Source organism: Psychromicrobium silvestre (assembly GCF_013408295.1).
Classification (GTDB): domain Bacteria; phylum Actinomycetota; class Actinomycetes; order Actinomycetales; family Micrococcaceae; genus Renibacterium; species Renibacterium silvestre.
Map to the genome: position 1 here is coordinate 353,304 of NZ_JACBYQ010000002.1, position 16,168 is coordinate 369,471.

Below are 16,168 nucleotides of genomic sequence, written 5' to 3' on the forward strand. Positions count from 1 at the left end.
TTAGTTCTTCTCGGCGTCGTCGCCGGTACCCTGTTCGTGGCTTTGGGCAGCCCGATAAAAATCGATACCCCACCTTCGCCTCACACGATTCGCCGCACTAGTCTGCAGCCAGTAGAGATCCTCGGCAAATTTCACATAATCTAGCGGGATATCCTTCGAACGGAATTGCTGAATAAGACCCCGGGCATGGTGCAGCGACCCTTCCAAAGTGGAAGCGGTAGCAAGCGCCTCGAAACGCCGTCGTACGGCCTTCTCATCCCCTGGTCTGATCCAAAGCAATCCCGCCGAACGGCCAAAGGAGTTGCCGGCTTGGTGCATGCGTGGGTCTCTCTTGGATGGGTCTCTCTTAGATTGTTGATGCACTGCATAGAGAGTAATCGCCGCATAAGCCGCCTTCTCCGCATAGCTGGGCTCGCTGCGGACATTATCTCCCTCCTCATATAGATCAGCCACCGTCAACCCAATCAAGAGGGGATCATCCCCTATCGGCTTAGCCACACCATGTCGCAACTGTGCCAAGGCCGCAACGGCCGAGCTGCGATCTCTAAGGTAGCCCTCCTGCAGTTCCTCAACTCGAGCCCGCACCACTCTTTTCAACCGAGCAGTATTTGACTCCTCAATGTCACTCATCCTGCGCTCCCCTGCTCCTGGTGCCAAAAACTTCATTCATCTTGTTGTCGAATTTTTCTTCCGCGCGGGGAACATTAACGAGGTAACCATTGACCTCGCGACCTTTCCACGCCGTCACTCCCGTGGTGCTAAGCAGCTCCTGTCCTAAACCCATCACAATATTTCGTGACATAATCCGCCACTTTTCCGCAGCATCTTCACTGTCTTCTCCGGGACGAAGCGTCTTCAGCCAATGTCTATAGGGCCTATCAAGCGCAGCATAGGCCACTTCCTCCACTCGTTGACGGTCGCCGTCGCCTTCACCTCCTGCCGCCAGCACCAGATCTTTGGCTAAGTTCCGTAAGGCCTGAACAGCCTCCTCAGCAAGCACGACGGCGTGCTCCGCTTCGGCGGCCAATGCACTATCGGTTTCGCTCAACAACGCGAGAGAGACATTGAGTCGATCATCAAGGACCTCACCAACCGTCGAGTTATTTTGGTCGGGATAGAGGACTCCAATCGCTCTCAATGAGACAAAGGAATTTCGATCCAGATACCCAAGATTCAACAAGCTGCTGATCCAGCTAATAACTCCAGGCGGGATTGTGTTCTCTGGATCATTAGCCGACGCCGCTTGCGATTTCTTTGGAAGAAGCGCGGAAATTCCGCGCCAGAAGAGGCGGGATGGGTTGTGAGGTCGGGGAGTGTAGATCGGGGTTCGCCCCAGAGTCCTCTCCTGGCTAGGACTGCGACGCCAAGCCGTCATGGGCTCTTCCCCGAAAAGATCCAGGGTTGCAATTTTGTCACCATTGCTCACTAGGCATCGCACAACCGAATCGGAATCGAAGAAAAGCCGGACTCTCCGGCTCTGCCAGGTGTAGAGGTCCACAGGTCCGGTAGGAAGCCGTCCTTCGACTTCTTCCGCAGGACCGAAATGAGGTTTCTCCCAAGGCGGCAGATCGTCGGGATCATTGGCTTCACGCTCGGCAGGTACTACTAAGTTCAGCAACAGAGTCTCGCGTAAGTTCCTGCCCTCAATCATCACCCCACCGAGACGCCCCGCCAATCCGACGCCAATGCCATACCCCTTGCCATTCTTCACTCGGGGGTCACCGACCGCACCGGACTTGATTCCTGAGTAGTCGAAGGCTTGAGTGTTGATCAGCCACCGACTAGCTTCCGCGAAACTCAACCGTTCCAGACCCGAACCCGCCCGGGTGGTGAACAACCTGTTGTTTGCCGGAACGTCGAAAACGAGGAGTGCGATCTCTTTATCTTCGTTCTTCTCTGTGTGTAGATCCGCCACCTGGAAGAAAGGCTCTTCTGAGTGCAGCAAGTCGAAGCGGTCACGAAAGCGATCCAGATAGGAATCAATCTCCTTGAGCGGCAAGCCACTCTGCCACAGCTCCTGCCAGTCTTGCTCCGAACTAAAGTCCTCGTCAAGACTGCGATAAAGGATCGCTAGCAATAGCCGGAAGATGGCAAACCCCTGGGTGGGCAGCTCACCTACTAGCTGGGCTATTTTCTCTGCCTCATGGAAGGCCTGCGTCAACGAGACCTCAGCAACCTTGCCGTCGAGATAGCGCACTTGAACCCATGGTTGATCGATCAGGTTAAAGCTATCTGCTGCCTCTTCTACGGCGTCAGGCATCCTTCATCACATCCAATCCCATCTTTTCGTCGTACCTCAGGGTGTATTCGTTAAGTTGGAAGGTTCGCTCGGAATTGAAAACCAAAGCCAGCTCGCCACGTAATTCGTGGGATCCGGCCCACTCCGGGAAGTGCACCAGAGTTTCCCGCTCCAGAGTGGAGATCAGTGCGTCGATCTTCCCTCCAGCACACATCCAAGCTGGCAGGGATAGGGAGCAGCCTAGGATTACCTTGGCCAGCCAAGATGACGGCGCTTGATTCAAAGGAAGTGGTAAGCCCCCCTTATCGGCCAACCACGGCGGCGTGGTGAACTCACCGTCATCGTTCCGGTAAACGACCAGCACCTCCAGCGTTTCTGGAGCATCGCGAACCGCAGCCTGGCCTTTGATTTCTTCCCTGAGATCGCCCACTCCAATATTGTTCCAGTCCACCAGGCTGGTGTGCTTCGAATCTGTGGGAACGTTGCTAAGCCGGAAATCTTCGGCCTCATCCTGTTTTCGCCGCACTTGAGCGGCGTGTCCTTGTTGGGCGATAGACATTGCAACTTGCCATTCGGGAATTCCCAGCTTTTCTGGGCCATAAACCTTTTGTACAAGTACAGGTATATCTGCTGGCACCGACAAAATACTACGTTCTGCGAGTACCGCGAGCGTACGATAAAGAATATGTGGGTGATAGATCCGCTGATAGCTCTTCTGCGGCTCGGGAAGCGTAGCGTTCCATTCCACGCCTGTGAGGAATAGCTGAGCTTGCCGCAATTTGACGGGTCGTTCGTTCTGGCCCTCACCACGCGGATGCCTATGCAGCCTTCCGGAGCGTTGAAAGAGCAGATCAATAGGAGCCAGATCACTCACCATGATGTCAAAATCGATGTCAAGAGACTGCTCGATAACCTGAGATGCCACCACAATTGCTTTGACCGGCCGGCCCTTCGCTCTTCTCAGCGAGCCGAATTTATCCAATAACTCACTATCTTTAGCTAGGCGATCTGCAGCTAAAAATCTGGAATGTGCCACGATTATTTCGGTGTCATCACCGACTGCTCCTCGAAGATATCGTGCAGTTTCCTGGACTCTCCGAACTGTATTGTGGATGACGGCAGCGCATCCGCCGTCTTGGAGCGCATTCTGGAGCGTCTGCGCTATTGCTGCCGGGCCGTCGTCGAGCCTTCCAAGTGCTATTTCGACAGTTCGGTCATCTGCTTCGGGAAGCGCTACTGCTGGTAGTTCACCTAAACGAGTGTGAGTGATCGCTGGATAGCCAATGTCGCCCGAAAGGAACTTATAGGTATCTTGTAGAGTCCGCTTTTCCACCTTTTTGAGGGTGCCTCCCCCTAACCCACGACGGCGACCCTCCTCATAGGCGAGGACCATGTCCATTCGCTGGTCTCCGGGAAGGGTCGCAGAGAGCAACACAACCGGGACGCTATAAGCGCCTAACCAGTGCAGCACCTGATTGAGGTAGACGTTCATATAAGCGGAATACGCGTGTGCTTCGTCGATGATCACCACCTTGCCTGCCAAAGCCAGGTGCCGGAGCATAAGATGTTTGCTTTTCAGGGCTAGGAACAGACCTTGGTCGATGGTGCCGACCATGACATTAGCTAACGGTCCACGTTTCCCATCCGAAAGCCACCGATGGGCAATAGCATCATCATCCGATATGCCCTTTCTGCCATCAGCTTGGTCTTGTCCGATTGATCGGAAATATGCATCCCTAAGCAGCCCCTCATACTGCTTATTGAGACGGGATTTTCCGTGTGCCAGATACAAGGTACTGAGCGTAGGTACCAATCTCAGCCATTCTTGGGTTCTGGCGAGCATGGCATCCGTAGTTGCTTGAGTAGGCAACGCAATGAAGATTCCTCCAGCCTTTGTCTTAGCAGCAAGAATCTCGGCGGCTGCTAACGCAGCTTCCGTTTTTCCAGAACCCATCTGTGATTCGAGGATCAGAAGTTCGGCTTGGTTTGTGGATCTAGCTACCTCGCTGAGAACTCTTTGAAGAGGCCGAGGCCTTGCCCCTGCCGGTAACGAAAATCTCTTCGCAAAGTGTTCGTTAATGTCCGAAGGAGGACTGTTCAACAGCCAGGGGCCAGGGAGGTTGAGCTCGTTCCATGCCTTGCTGAGACGCTCCGAAGCGCCTTCCACGGGAATTTGTCCAGGCGGCGAATAAGGGAAATACTGTTCATTGCTTGCAATCCAATCCGCCACGATGACCAGGCCGCTGAGCAGAACTTGAATTGGTTGCGGAAGCCCGGTCTCCTTCAACACGGGCAGGTCTTCTTCGTGTAGGAGCAGGCCTTTGGCTCGATCCAAATATTCTCGTCTGACCTCAGACCAGAGACCACGACCAACGAGCCGACCCATGAATCGAATCTCCTCTATGTCATGATTTCGCAAGGGTCTGCCGTGATGTGAGCCAATAATCGAGGCGTACTGATTTGCAGCTAGCTCTTGAAAGCCCTGTGTTTCACTGAGCCAATCTCTCATCGCCAGGTAGCTCACGAGTTCATGCCTAGCCCGACGGCGCTCGGTCGTTTCTCTGAGAGTCCGGTCCATAGAAAGACCCGCGTTAATCATCGAATCGGCGAGCATGGGGACTTGGACAGCGAAAGCTGGCGAGACTTTGCCAATGTCGTGAGTACCTGCTAGCCAGGCATAAACTCTCCGAGCTCTGTCCTGGTCCCCACCGAATGGGGCGGAGATGGATACTTTGAGATTTTCAGGAACCCAGGTTTCCCATAATTTTGTGGCGACAGCAGCGGAGTCATCAAGGTGTTGATAAAGCGGAAGCCAGCCGACTAATTTCTGATGTGTCTCGGGATCCATCACACTCTTAGCCCAAACAGAGCGGGCTTGACGGCTTAGAGGAGTCACGCCGTCGTCACTGCTCATTCATCTCCACCCTATCTTCAGGTCGGTGGATAAATCTTGGTTGAGGCAGCGTACCACAAGAGTTTTTATGGTCAATACAGTTGAACTTTTGTCCTTGTTGGAGATGCCGTCAGTGCTTGGTCCGCTGATTCGAGAGCACTCAGCAGTATCAACGAAAGGCACTAGCCTGACTCCGGCAGAGAGTCGAAGGAGTACCGAGAGGACGTGCTGAGCCGCTCCGTTGACGAGTCGGGCGCTGTGCTGCCGAAGCCAAAGTAGATTGTTTCAAGACTTACTCGTGCGGGAACACTTCCATCCTCAGAACCATTGGCGCCTCCGGTATCTTGCCGAGGTTCACTAGTTCCTCAATGATGGGCCTCTCTTCTGCATCAGATCGGGATTCAGTGCGCATATCCGGCTCCTCCCACTTAGCCGAAAAATTGCCAACGGTTTCGACTGCTGCATCTACTGCACGGGGTAGCTACTTTTCATAAATGTGACGCCGGTAACCAGCGGCCACAACGACAATAGTTAGCCGACCATCTTCAACGCGGTAGAGCACGCGATAGTCGCCAGTTCTAACACGCCACTCAACTCGGCCAACAAGCTTCTTAGCACCCGGTGGTCGCGGTGTCTCTGCCAACAACTCGATCGCTGCTTGTACTCGCCGCCGGGCTTCCGGTGAAAGCTTACGAAGCTGACGGCAAGCTGACGGCAAGATCTCAATCTGATAGGTCATGCCAGACCCAGGTCGCGCTTCACCGTCTCCCAGGGGATAGGTTGAGCTCCGGTTTCTTCCACTTCTCTCCATGCCGCGTCTACGGCCCGGATGTCCGCCAAGTCCTCGGCGTCCTCGATCAGCTGATTCAGCTGATCAGCGTCCACCACGGCGGCAACCTGCTTGCCACGTCTGGTCAAATACACCGGTTCTTTACGGGCTTCGTCAACGACTGTTCCTAAGTGATTGCTTGCTCGGGTGATGGTAATTTCACTCATATACATATTTTAGCTCAAAATGTATGTTACGGAGATAATCACTATAGTTAGGATTTGGCAGAAGGAAAGAGCCAGAAATGGCTGTCTTGCGGTGAAGTCAGCTCCCGCATAGCCTGCCTAGGCGAGTGCCCGGTCCAGCAAAGTGGATCTCAACGAGACGACAACGCCCCGATGTTCACCTGGCTTGACCTCGTCAGCCTCAGGATCTGGTCCCGAGTACGAAGCGACCGCCTCACTCCATCCGTGCTGCTCGCCAAGAACCTGCGGTGGGTGACGCCACCTGAGCTCTATACCGCCCGCGAGCGGTTCAGTAGACGATATACCTGCATAGCGAAATACGAACTGGCAGGAAAAGGAATCGAGGACCCCGGAGAAGTTGGCTTAATCGCCTCAAACGGGATGTCGAGTCGCTCAAATTTATCCTTGGCTAGCCCTCGGGGAACGCCGGTGCCGACGCGGCTTGCCCTGGTGAGCTTGGGCTCACCCCCGCACGTGCGGGGAACACGGCTTCGCGGCCTTCCTTTTGATGGAAGGGCTGGGCTCACCCCCCGCACACGCGGGGAACACCTCGTAGGTTTCGAAGCTGATTCCCTCGTCGAGGGCTCACCCCCGCACACGCGGGGAGCACGCTTCCAGCGCGGAGAGGCGGGTCAGGACGGCGGGCTCACCCCCGCACACGCGGGGAACACGTCGATACAGCTGATCTCGATGTGCCGGATCTGGGCTCACCCCCGCACACGCGGGGAACACCTCTCGGGCTTGACTACCCACCACTTAGAGCCGGGCTCACCCCCGCACACGCGGGGAACACAGAACACCATCCGCCCATCGTCCCCGCAGGCTGGGTTCACCCCCGCATACGCGGGGAACACACGCGACCCCGGCGAGCAATGCCCTTCGTCTGGGGTTCACCCCCGCATGCGCGGGGAACACCATCCAGCCAGACCCGCGGCATAGCGTAACCGGGGTTCACCCCCGCACACGCGGGGAACACTTCGATGTAAAGCTCCGTGTAAGGGGCGGTGTTGGGCTCACCCCCGCACACGCGGGGAACACGGAGTTTCATGGCCAGGGTTTGATCATCGGTCGGGCTCACCCCCGCACACGCGGGGAACACTGTATACCCGCCGCGACGTTCCGGGCTGTCTCGGGCTCACCCCCGCACACGGGGGGAACACACACCTGTCCACGATGATGTGGCACGCATGCGGGGCTCACCCCCGCACACGCGGGGAACACAACACCACTGGGCTGGGTACGAAGGCTGATCCGGGCTCACCCCCGCACACCCGGGGAACACTCTTGAAGCTTCTTAGCAGCCATCTGCCGGATGGGCTCACCCCCGCACACGCGGGGAACACAACAGAACCTCGTCTTGATTCACCGGGCGACCGGGCTCACCCCCGCACACGCGGGGAACACGCAGATCAGATGATTGCAGAGTCCTCGGCAGCGGGCTCACCCCCGCACACGCGGGGAACACGTCAAGCAGGGCATGAATGGTAGCTTTAGCTCGGGCTCACCCCCGCACACGCGGGGAACACTATGGTTCTTTCATTTGAGTTGTTTGAGGCCCGGGCTCACCCCCGCACACGCGGGGAACACAAGCTTCTGTGTCGCCTCCCGGTACGCTCTAGCGGGCTCACCCCCGCACACGCGGGGAACACTAGTGGGCGGTCTGCGAGGGCTGCTGGGAGCGGGGCTCACCCCCGCACACGCGGGGAACACGATGCTGCCGCCCTGCATGGCACTAACTCGCCGGGCTCACCCCCGCACACGCGGGGAACACGGCACGGCAGTACCGGCCACCTTTGATGTGCCGGGCTCACCCCCGCACACGCGGGGAACACGCCTCTTGCTGCTCCCTCGCACTAAGTCCAAGGGGCTCACCCCCGCACACGCGGGGAACACCGTAATGGATCTGACGCAGACAATTGCCCCGCGGGCTCACCCCCGCACACGCGGGGAACACCTGTACTGCCTCGCTACTCGCCTTGTCTTCTGGGGCTCACCCCCGCACACGCGGGGAACACCTTGGTTTTCGTCCGGGCAACGCCCATCCTGTGGGCTCACCCCCGCACACGCGGGGAACACGTTCACCAACATTGAAGGCGGGCTTGGCTCCGGGGCTCACCCCCGCACACGCGGGGAACACGCCAGCGCACGATGGAGCTACTCAATCGATACAGGGCTCACCCCCGCACACGCGGGGAACACTTAACTTCCTCGAAGGGGATGCAGGGGGTTCCGGGCTCACCCCCGCACACGCGGGGAACACAGAGCCGATCTGAACCCCGCGAATAATGACACGGGCTCACCCCCGCACACGCGGGGAACACTCCTGGGATCCGGGCTCCCACCCACACCCGTCGGGCTCACCCCCGCACACGCGGGGAACACCTCGACCGCTAAGGAAGCCGCCGCGTCCTTCGGGGCTCACCCCCGCACACGCGGGGAACACGAAACAATCGTGTTCCAAATGCCACCGAAAATGGGCTCACCCCCGCACACGCGGGGAACACCGTAGGGAACTCGCCGAGGCTCGGGATCTGTGGGGCTCACCCCCGCACACGCGGGGAACACGATTCAAGACTTTTCAATCAATCGTTCAGTAAGGGCTCACCCCCGCACACGCGGGGAACACTTCGCCAGCCGCCTTGCTCCCGCGTGCATTTAGGGCTCACCCCCGCACACGCGGGGAACACAAGCTCAACGCGTGGTTGCTCGATGTTCACCTGGGCTCACCCCCGCACACGCGGGGAACACTGCCGGTTGCATTGACGTGCGTACCCATATTCGGGCTCACCCCCGCACACGCGGGGAACACGCCTTACGATAAGCAGACCCAGTAGCGTATGCGGGCTCACCCCCGCACACGCGGGGAACACCTTAGTCAGGGACTCGGCAACGTGTTCTGCTTGGGCTCACCCCCGCACACGCGGGGAACACTTAGTGCGGTGAGGGTGAGCAGGGCGGCAACGGGGCTCACCCCCGCACACGCGGGGAACACTTAAGAGGGCGAGGGTGCGCCGGAATTGGAGCTCGGGCTCACCCCCGCACACGCGGGGAACACTTTCACTAGGTTTATCACCGATAGATCGTTTCGGGCTCACCCCCGCACACGCGGGGAACACTCATCAATGCGCTCATGCCTGTAGTGACCACCGGGCTCACCCCCGCACACGCGGGGAACACCTGCCGGATGGCTCAGGGAGCGGAGCCTTACAGGGCTCACCCCCGCACACGCGGGGAACATAAGCTCTCGACTACGGTGTTTCGCTCACTCAAGGGTTCACCCCGCATACGCGGGGAACACAATTCCTGGTCATCGATCTGGACAGGCACACGGGGTTCACCCCCGCATACGCGGGGAACACGTAAGACCAGCCACTATAAGTCAGCACGGTGCGGGTTCACCCCCGCATACGCGGGGAACACTGGGCGAAGGAGAAGAAGGCGGCTGTGCGTGCGGGTTCACCCCCGCATACGCGGGGAACACCCCCGGCGACCGTGACGGTTGCAATGATTCGTGGGTTCACCCCCGCATACGCGGGGAACACAACATCACTGGAGACGCCGCCACTTCCACAATTGGTTCACCCCCGCATACGCGGGGAACACTTGCCGTGGTTCGCAACGGGTGGGCAATGGGTGGGTTCACCCCCGCATACGCGGGGAACACGACGTATTGGCCGAGCCTCCCACTGCCCCGAGGGGTTCACCCCCGCATACGCGGGGAACACGACATTGAACTCTGGGAAGAGGCAGCCGTAGCAGGGTTCACCCCCGCATACGCGGGGAACACACGCGCTCGGCGGGTTTGGCCCGGCTGGAATGGGGTTCACCCCCGCATACGCGGGGAACACAGGCAGCCTGGTCGCAGCCCTCCAATCACATCGGGTTCACCCCCGCATACGCGGGGAACACGTCCCGTTGTTGAATTCCACTTCATGGCGGATCGGGTTCACCCCCGCATACGCGGGGAACACAAAATCACGTTCACGAAGCCACGTAGCGGCGAGGGTTCACCCCCGCATACGCGGGGAACACTTGAATCCATGGACGATCACGAGAAGGCGCGGGGGTTCACCCCCGCATACGCGGGGAACACCCATTGATCGGGAGGACAACGGGTCCGAGTAAAGGCTCACCCCCGCACACGCGGGGAACACGCTGCCTATCGAATTTCGACGGCGAAGCCCCCGGGCTCACCCCCGCACACGCGGGGAACACCTGCACCCTTCGCCCATCCGATAAGCAGCCCTGGGCTCACCCCCGCACACGCGGGGAACACTCGATCCCGACCCGAATGCCGTCTGGGATGTTGGGCTCACCCCCGCACACGCGGGGAACACTGCCTGACGCTTAGCCAGCCGCAGGGCAAGGCGGGCTCACCCCCGCACACGCGGGGAACACGGCACAACAAAGTAGCGGTAGCAACACTTCAAGGGCTCACCCCCGCACACGCGGGGAACACTCGGCAACCTCATCAGCAGCGATCCGCCAACCAGGCTCACCCCCGCACACGCGGGGAACACCCGCCCCAAACCTTTCTAGCAGGTGCCGCAATGGGCTCACCCCCGCACACGCGGGGAACACGTGTCGAGCGCAATGGCGACGGCGAGCTCGTAGGGCTCACCCCCGCACACGCGGGGAACACGGCACCCCCATGTCTACAGCCCTTGCCCGGCGGGGCTCACCCCCGCACACGCGGGGAACACGAATGGCCTTCCAGATGCCCCGGTCGCCGTTCGGGCTCACCCCCGCACACGCGGGGAACACCCGTATTAGCGATCCGCTTGTGGTGAAATTCGGGGCTCACCCCCGCACACGCGGGGAACACACCACCTCGACCAGCAGGACACGACTAGCTGAGGGCTCACCCCCGCACACGCGGGGAACACGCCACCCCATTTGCTGATGTGAACCCCACCCAGGGCTCACCCCCGCACACGCGGGGAACACGACTATCGACGTGGAATGGGCTGACTCGACACGGGCTCACCCCCGCACACGCGGGGAACACCAACCTCAGCCCCGGTCTTGCCAGCCGCTGGCGGGCTCACCCCCGCACACGCGGGGAACACGGTTCTGAACTTGGTCCAGACTGCGCCAAAAAGGGCTCACCCCCGCACACGCGGGGAACACATGACCTGAGTCATGGGCGAGATAGAGGATTGGGGCTCACCCCCGCACACGCGGGGAACACGGTGCACAATCAAGGATGCGAGTTCGGGTCGTGGGGCTCACCCCCGCACACGCGGGGAACACTCAACTCATGCCCTTGCGCAAACACTCCATTATGGGCTCACCCCCGCACACGCGGGGAACACGGGTAGGTACTCTCCATAATCAGAGCGGGTCAGGGCTCACCCCCGCACACGCGGGGAACACCTTAGACAGCTCTAGGCCAGCCGCATTCACCCGGGCTCACCCCCGCACACGCGGGGAACACTTTGTCGAGTAGCCGGTTGATGATGATCGCACGGGCTCACCCCCGCACACGCGGGGAACACTGCGTAGGACGTTGACCACCAGCTCGGCTGCGGGGCTCACCCCCGCACACGCGGGGAACACGTCGTCTACTACGAGGTATCCCAGGTCGATAAGGGCTCACCCCCGCACACGCGGGGAACACGAGTGAAGTGACGAGGGCTAAGACGATAAGTAGGGCTCACCCCCGCACACGCGGGGAACACTAAGAGACACGGATCCGTTACCGATAGGGGCGGGGCTCACCCCCGCACACGCGGGGAACACACTTCTTGACCTGCGGCTTTACCTCCAACCATAGAGGAATTCAATCACTTTGAGCAGCAGGCAAAACCAAGCCTCTAAGACGAACCAGAAACCAGAAATCCCTTAAACAAAGTAAGGGCGGCAGCCCGAAGACCACCACCCTTACTTAGAGCAGGTTTTTACCAGCTCGACTTCTTGATACCGGGCAATTCGCCACGGTGCGCCATATCGCGGAAACGAACGCGCGAGATGCCGAACTTCTGGAGCGTGCCGCGGGGACGGCCGTCGATCGCGTCGCGGTTACGCAGACGGATCGGGGAGGCGTTGCGGGGCAGCTTCTGCAAGCCCAGGCGGGCAGCTTCGCGCTGCTCGTCGGTGGACTCCGGGTTGACCAGGGCCTTCTTCAGCTCGAGGCGCTTCTCAGCGTAACGCTCGACAATGACCTTGCGCTGCTCGTTACGAGCAATCTTGGACTTCTTAGCCATCTCTTAGCGCTCCTCTCGGAATTCGACGTGCTGGCGGATCTTGGGATCGTACTTCTTCAGAACCAAACGGTCTGGGTCGTTACGACGATTCTTGCGGGTCACGTAGGTGTACCCGGTGCCCGCGGTGCTCTTGAGCTTGATGATCGGACGTACGTCCTTGTCTTTAGCCATTAGAGCTTCACCCCACGAGCGAGAATCTCGGCGACAACCGCGTCAATGCCGCGAACGTCGATGGTCTTGATACCGCGTGCGGATACCTGCAGCGTCACGTTGCGACGCAAGGACGGAACCCAGTAACGCTTCTTCTGAATATTCGGGTCGAACCGACGCTTATTGCGGCGGTGCGAGTGCGAAATGCTATGCCCGAAGCCCGGCTCAGCTCCAGTCACCTGGCAATGTGCTGCCATGATTTGCCTCCATTGATGTGTATATTTGTCCGCAAAGCAGCGTCCAGCCATCTCGGAAAATGATGATCAACAGGTGCGAAAGCACTTCCAGATTCGGCCAGCTGAGGGTCCGTGCAACGTGAGCCCCTAACTACCGGCTGCCGAGTTTTCGACTACCGGAGCAATTGCCCGAATTCCACGCCACTTAGCGCCTGATAAGTTTACCGGCAGCGCGACGATTAAAGCGAATTAACCCCAGCCACCCCGCGAAGCCCGAAACAGCCACCCCCTGCAAACCTCTTGAGCATAATGCGCAAAACCCGAAGAACGAGCAGATCTTAGTTTTATGTTCTCAAGCGCAATGTGATCTACGCCATGTATTAGTGTCTTGGAAGGTTGGCCGCTAGGTCACCAAAAGACTTCAGACGACGGCGTCGGACGCAAGGGGAGAAAACGTGCTGGTAGTTCTCGGCTTTTTGATGATCGCGGTCTTCATGGTGCTGATCATGACCAAACGAATGACGCCGGTCCTGGCGTTAATCCTGGTCCCCACCATTTTCGGCTTGATTGCCGGCGGCACCCTCTGGAGCCCTGACCACAACCTCGGCGATATGGTGATGAAATCGGTGGGCAGCCTCGCTTCCACCGCCGCTCTGCTGATGTTCGCGATCATCTACTTCGGTGTGATGATCGACGTCGGCCTCTTCGACCCGCTGGTCCGTCTCATTCTCAAGGTGCTCGGCAATGATCCCGCGAAGGTAGTGCTGGGCACCGCGATCCTGGCCGCCGCGGTATCTCTCGACGGCGACGGCTCCACTACCTTCATTGTCACCACCGCCGCTATGCTCCCGGTATATCTCAGGCTAGGCATCTCACCAGTTGTGCTCACCTGCGTGGCCGGTCTGGCGAACGGCACCCTCAATATCGTCCCCTGGGGCGGTCCCACGATTCGAGCCGCAACCGCTCTGAACGTCTCGGCCACCGATATTTTCGTCCCCATGCTGCCCTCACTTGCGGTCGGCATCTTGGTTGCCTTCGGCTTCGCCTGGATGCTCGGTCTGGGTGAGCGCAGGCGACTTCGCGCCCTCGATCCGATCGCCTGGGCCCCCGGCGCAGGACACACGATCGCATCCTCCGGCAAGACCTTCGGGAACGGCGGACCGCTGGGTGGCGGCTTGGGCAAGGCCCTCGGCAGCGCCGGCCAACTGGTCAAGCTGAAGGCTGATCCGGCCGATTCCGCGATGGCGGATACCGTACTGGACCCGGAGCGGAGCACCTTGCGACCCAAGTTGGTCTGGTTCAACCTGGGGCTCACCATCGTCATCATGGTGATGCTGGTTCTCAACCTGATTCCTTTGCCGTACGTCTTCATGCTCGGCAGCGCCATCGCCCTGCTGGTCAACTTCCCGAAGGTGCATGACCAGGCTAAACAACTGATCGCACACGCACCTTCGGTAGTCGCCGTCGTCGCCATGGTGATGGCAGCCGGTGTGCTGACCGGCGTGCTGAGTGGCACCGGCATGGTGGACGCCATGTCGCAATGGCTGGTGAACATCATCCCGCCGTCAATGGGCCCCTTCACTGCGGTACTCTGCGGTTTGATCAGTATTCCGGCAACCTTCTTCATGAGTAACGATGCCTTCTACTTCGGCATCCTCCCGGTACTGAGCAAGACCGCAGAGAACTACGGCATCCAGCCGGTGGAAATGGCCCGTGCCTCGATTACCGGCCAGCCTGTGCACCTGCAGAGCCCCCTAGTGCCGGCCATTCTGCTGTTGGTTTCGCTCGCCAATGTGGACCTGGGCGATCATCACAAGAAGGTGCTCTGGCGGGCGCTCGTGATCTCCCTGGTGATGCTCGCCGTCGGCGTGCTTGTCGGCACCATTCCCTTCGGCCGCTGAGCCGAATAACCCGAAAGGACAACCCGATGCCCACCATCATCTTGGCCCATTTGAGGGGCGACGACGGCTCCGGAGCCATCCGGGAAGCGGCCCAGCAAGCCCTGTGGCGGGGAGCGCGGGTGCTCGCAGTGAGCGCCCAAGGCGACGCGAGCGCCACCCCGGTGTACTCATCCCCGGAGGCTTTTGAGCAGATCGCAAAGGAGCTTGAGGCCGCTGGCTTGGAGTTCGAACTAGTCCCTGCGCAGGACAATAGCGCCGAGCAGGTGCTGGAACTCGCCGCCGAGCATTCGGCCGAGCTGATTGTGCTGGCTACCCGCAAGCGCTCCCCCGTGATGAAACTCTTCCTTGGCTCAATGGCCCAGCAGATCATCCTGGAGGCCGATTGCCCGGTGCTGACCGTGCGCGGACGCAACCAGGGGTAGCATGTCCAGCGGACCCTTTCGGATCCGCGACAGAGAACTGAGCAGGAGGAGCGCCATGCTGGCCACGATGATTTACGCCCCGGGAGACATTCGGGTTGAGGAGCGGCCGCAGCCCAAGATCCTGCATCCCTCCGATGCCGTGGTCCGAGTGGTCGCGGCCTGCGTCTGCGGATCTGATCTCTGGCCTTATCGTGGCGCACGGCCCACCAAGGAACCGCATCCAATCGGCCACGAAATGGTGGGGATTGTTGAGGAAGTTGGGGCCGAGGTCCGCACGGTCAAAGCCGGTGACTTCGTGATCTCACCCTTCTCGATCAGTGACGGTAGCTGCGTAAATTGCCGCAATGGCTGGACCCAAGCTTGTGAACATGGCACCGGCTTTGGCGGTACCGATGGCTTCGGTTTGCCGGTGGACGGCGCCCAAGGACAGTTCATCAGGATGCCGTATGCGGATGGCACCTTGATCGCGACGCCGGAGCTGCCTTCCGAAGATCGCATCCCGGACCTGCTCACCTTGGCCGACGTGATGTGTACCGGCCATCATGCCGCGATCTCCGCCGAGGTCGGACCCGGCAAAACGGTCGTAGTGGTGGGCGACGGCGCCGTCGGACTTTCCGGAGTGCTGGCCGCCGCGCGCTTGGGTGCGGAACGGATCGTGATTATGTCCCGGCACGAAGACCGGCAGAAGCTGGCCGTCGAGTTTGGAGCCACCGACGTCGTGGCGGAACGCGGCGAGGAAGGCATCGCCAAAATTAAGGAGCTCCTAGGGGGCCTGGCTGACTGCGCGCTGGAATGCGTGGGCACCAAGGAATCCATGGACCAAGCCCTACATGTACTGCGGCCCGGCGGGCATCTGGGTTATGTTGGGGTACCCGCCGGCGGTCCCGAACTCCCCTTGCGCTACCTTTTCGAGACTAATATTCACGTCGCGGGCGGTATTGCTCCGGCACATAGCTACATCCCGGAATTGCTACCCGAGGTACTGGACGGCAGTTTGCGCCCCGGCCGGGTCTTCGATCTCGAATTGCCCATTACGGAGGCCGCGGAGGCTTATCGGGCGATGGATGAGCGCCGCGCGATCAAGGTGCTCTTACGGCCCTGATCCGC

11 protein-coding genes and 2 CRISPR repeat arrays are annotated in these 16,168 nt (G+C 59.7%); of the genes, 3 read left to right on the forward strand and 8 right to left on the reverse strand.

The window, feature by feature from the left end; translation table 11 throughout:
• The 8 genes from casB to rpmB all read right to left on the reverse strand — a co-directional run bounded on the left by casB (position 1) and on the right by rpmB (position 12,759).
• Entirely contained in the window at positions 1-630 is a 630-nt protein-coding gene (casB, locus tag FHU41_RS09695; RefSeq protein ID WP_179389475.1) for a type I-E CRISPR-associated protein Cse2/CasB, read from the reverse strand.
• Complete coding sequence (gene casA, locus FHU41_RS09700; RefSeq protein WP_179389476.1) at positions 623-2,260, reverse strand: type I-E CRISPR-associated protein Cse1/CasA; 1,638 nt, start codon at positions 2,258-2,260, stop codon at positions 623-625. Before casA ends, casB begins: the two co-directional genes overlap by 8 nt.
• Positions 2,253-5,153, reverse strand: a complete 2,901-nt coding sequence (gene cas3 / locus FHU41_RS09705; RefSeq protein ID WP_179389477.1) for a CRISPR-associated helicase Cas3' — start codon at positions 5,151-5,153, stop codon at positions 2,253-2,255. Before cas3 ends, casA begins: the two co-directional genes overlap by 8 nt.
• Before the next feature lie 460 nt (positions 5,154-5,613).
• Entirely contained in the window at positions 5,614-5,943 is a 330-nt protein-coding gene (locus FHU41_RS09710) for a type II toxin-antitoxin system RelE family toxin (RefSeq protein WP_343046302.1), read from the reverse strand.
• Positions 5,868-6,128: a type II toxin-antitoxin system Phd/YefM family antitoxin gene (locus FHU41_RS09715; protein WP_179389479.1), complete on the reverse strand. Its 261-nt coding sequence runs from the start codon at positions 6,126-6,128 to the stop codon at positions 5,868-5,870. Before FHU41_RS09715 ends, FHU41_RS09710 begins: the two co-directional genes overlap by 76 nt.
• Before the next feature lie 476 nt (positions 6,129-6,604).
• Positions 6,605-9,385: direct repeats of the CRISPR family, unit length 29 nt; unit sequence GGGCTCACCCCCGCACACGCGGGGAACAC.
• A gap of 91 nt (positions 9,386-9,476) precedes the next feature.
• Positions 9,477-11,888: direct repeats of the CRISPR family, unit length 29 nt; unit sequence GGGCTCACCCCCGCACACGCGGGGAACAC.
• Positions 11,889-12,046: 158 nt separating this feature from the next.
• The gene (gene rpsN, locus FHU41_RS09720; RefSeq protein WP_179389480.1) at positions 12,047-12,352 is read right to left on the reverse strand and encodes a 30S ribosomal protein S14; all 306 of its coding nucleotides are present in this window, start codon (positions 12,350-12,352) and stop codon (positions 12,047-12,049) included.
• Positions 12,353-12,355: 3 nt separating this feature from the next.
• A complete protein-coding gene (gene rpmG / locus FHU41_RS09725; RefSeq protein WP_003798558.1) occupies positions 12,356-12,523 on the reverse strand; it encodes a 50S ribosomal protein L33 in 168 nt (55 codons plus the stop codon).
• Entirely contained in the window at positions 12,523-12,759 is a 237-nt protein-coding gene (rpmB, locus tag FHU41_RS09730; protein ID WP_009358852.1) for a 50S ribosomal protein L28, read from the reverse strand. The genes rpmG and rpmB overlap by 1 nt, the downstream gene beginning before the upstream one ends.
• Before the next feature lie 434 nt (positions 12,760-13,193).
• Here rpmB and FHU41_RS09735 point away from each other — a divergent pair, with 434 nt between their 5' ends.
• The 3 genes from FHU41_RS09735 to FHU41_RS09745 are packed head-to-tail and all read left to right on the forward strand — an operon-like array spanning position 13,194 to position 16,163.
• The gene (locus FHU41_RS09735) at positions 13,194-14,639 is read left to right on the forward strand and encodes an SLC13 family permease (protein WP_179389481.1); all 1,446 of its coding nucleotides are present in this window, start codon (positions 13,194-13,196) and stop codon (positions 14,637-14,639) included.
• 26 nt (positions 14,640-14,665) lie between these two features.
• Entirely contained in the window at positions 14,666-15,061 is a 396-nt protein-coding gene (locus FHU41_RS09740; RefSeq protein WP_179389482.1) for a universal stress protein, read from the forward strand.
• A 55-nt stretch (positions 15,062-15,116) separates the two neighbouring features.
• Positions 15,117-16,163: a zinc-dependent alcohol dehydrogenase family protein gene (locus FHU41_RS09745; RefSeq protein ID WP_179389483.1), complete on the forward strand. Its 1,047-nt coding sequence runs from the start codon at positions 15,117-15,119 to the stop codon at positions 16,161-16,163.
• Positions 16,164-16,168: the final 5 nt, after the last annotated feature.

Coding starts and splice junctions, on each gene's coding strand:
- rpmB (WP_009358852.1), bottom strand. CDS start 12,759: ATGGCAGCACATTGCCAGGTGACTGGAGCTGAGCCGGGCTTCGGGCAT.
- casB (WP_179389475.1), bottom strand. CDS start 630: ATGAGTGACATTGAGGAGTCAAATACTGCTCGGTTGAAAAGAGTGGTG.
- FHU41_RS09710 (WP_343046302.1), bottom strand. CDS start 5,943: ATGGAGAGAAGTGGAAGAAACCGGAGCTCAACCTATCCCCTGGGAGAC.
- casA (WP_179389476.1), bottom strand. CDS start 2,260: ATGCCTGACGCCGTAGAAGAGGCAGCAGATAGCTTTAACCTGATCGAT.
- rpsN (WP_179389480.1), bottom strand. CDS start 12,352: ATGGCTAAGAAGTCCAAGATTGCTCGTAACGAGCAGCGCAAGGTCATT.
- cas3 (WP_179389477.1), bottom strand. CDS start 5,153: ATGAGCAGTGACGACGGCGTGACTCCTCTAAGCCGTCAAGCCCGCTCT.
- FHU41_RS09715 (WP_179389479.1), bottom strand. CDS start 6,128: ATGAGTGAAATTACCATCACCCGAGCAAGCAATCACTTAGGAACAGTC.
- FHU41_RS09740 (WP_179389482.1), top strand. CDS start 14,666: ATGCCCACCATCATCTTGGCCCATTTGAGGGGCGACGACGGCTCCGGA.
- rpmG (WP_003798558.1), bottom strand. CDS start 12,523: ATGGCTAAAGACAAGGACGTACGTCCGATCATCAAGCTCAAGAGCACC.
- FHU41_RS09745 (WP_179389483.1), top strand. CDS start 15,117: ATGCTGGCCACGATGATTTACGCCCCGGGAGACATTCGGGTTGAGGAG.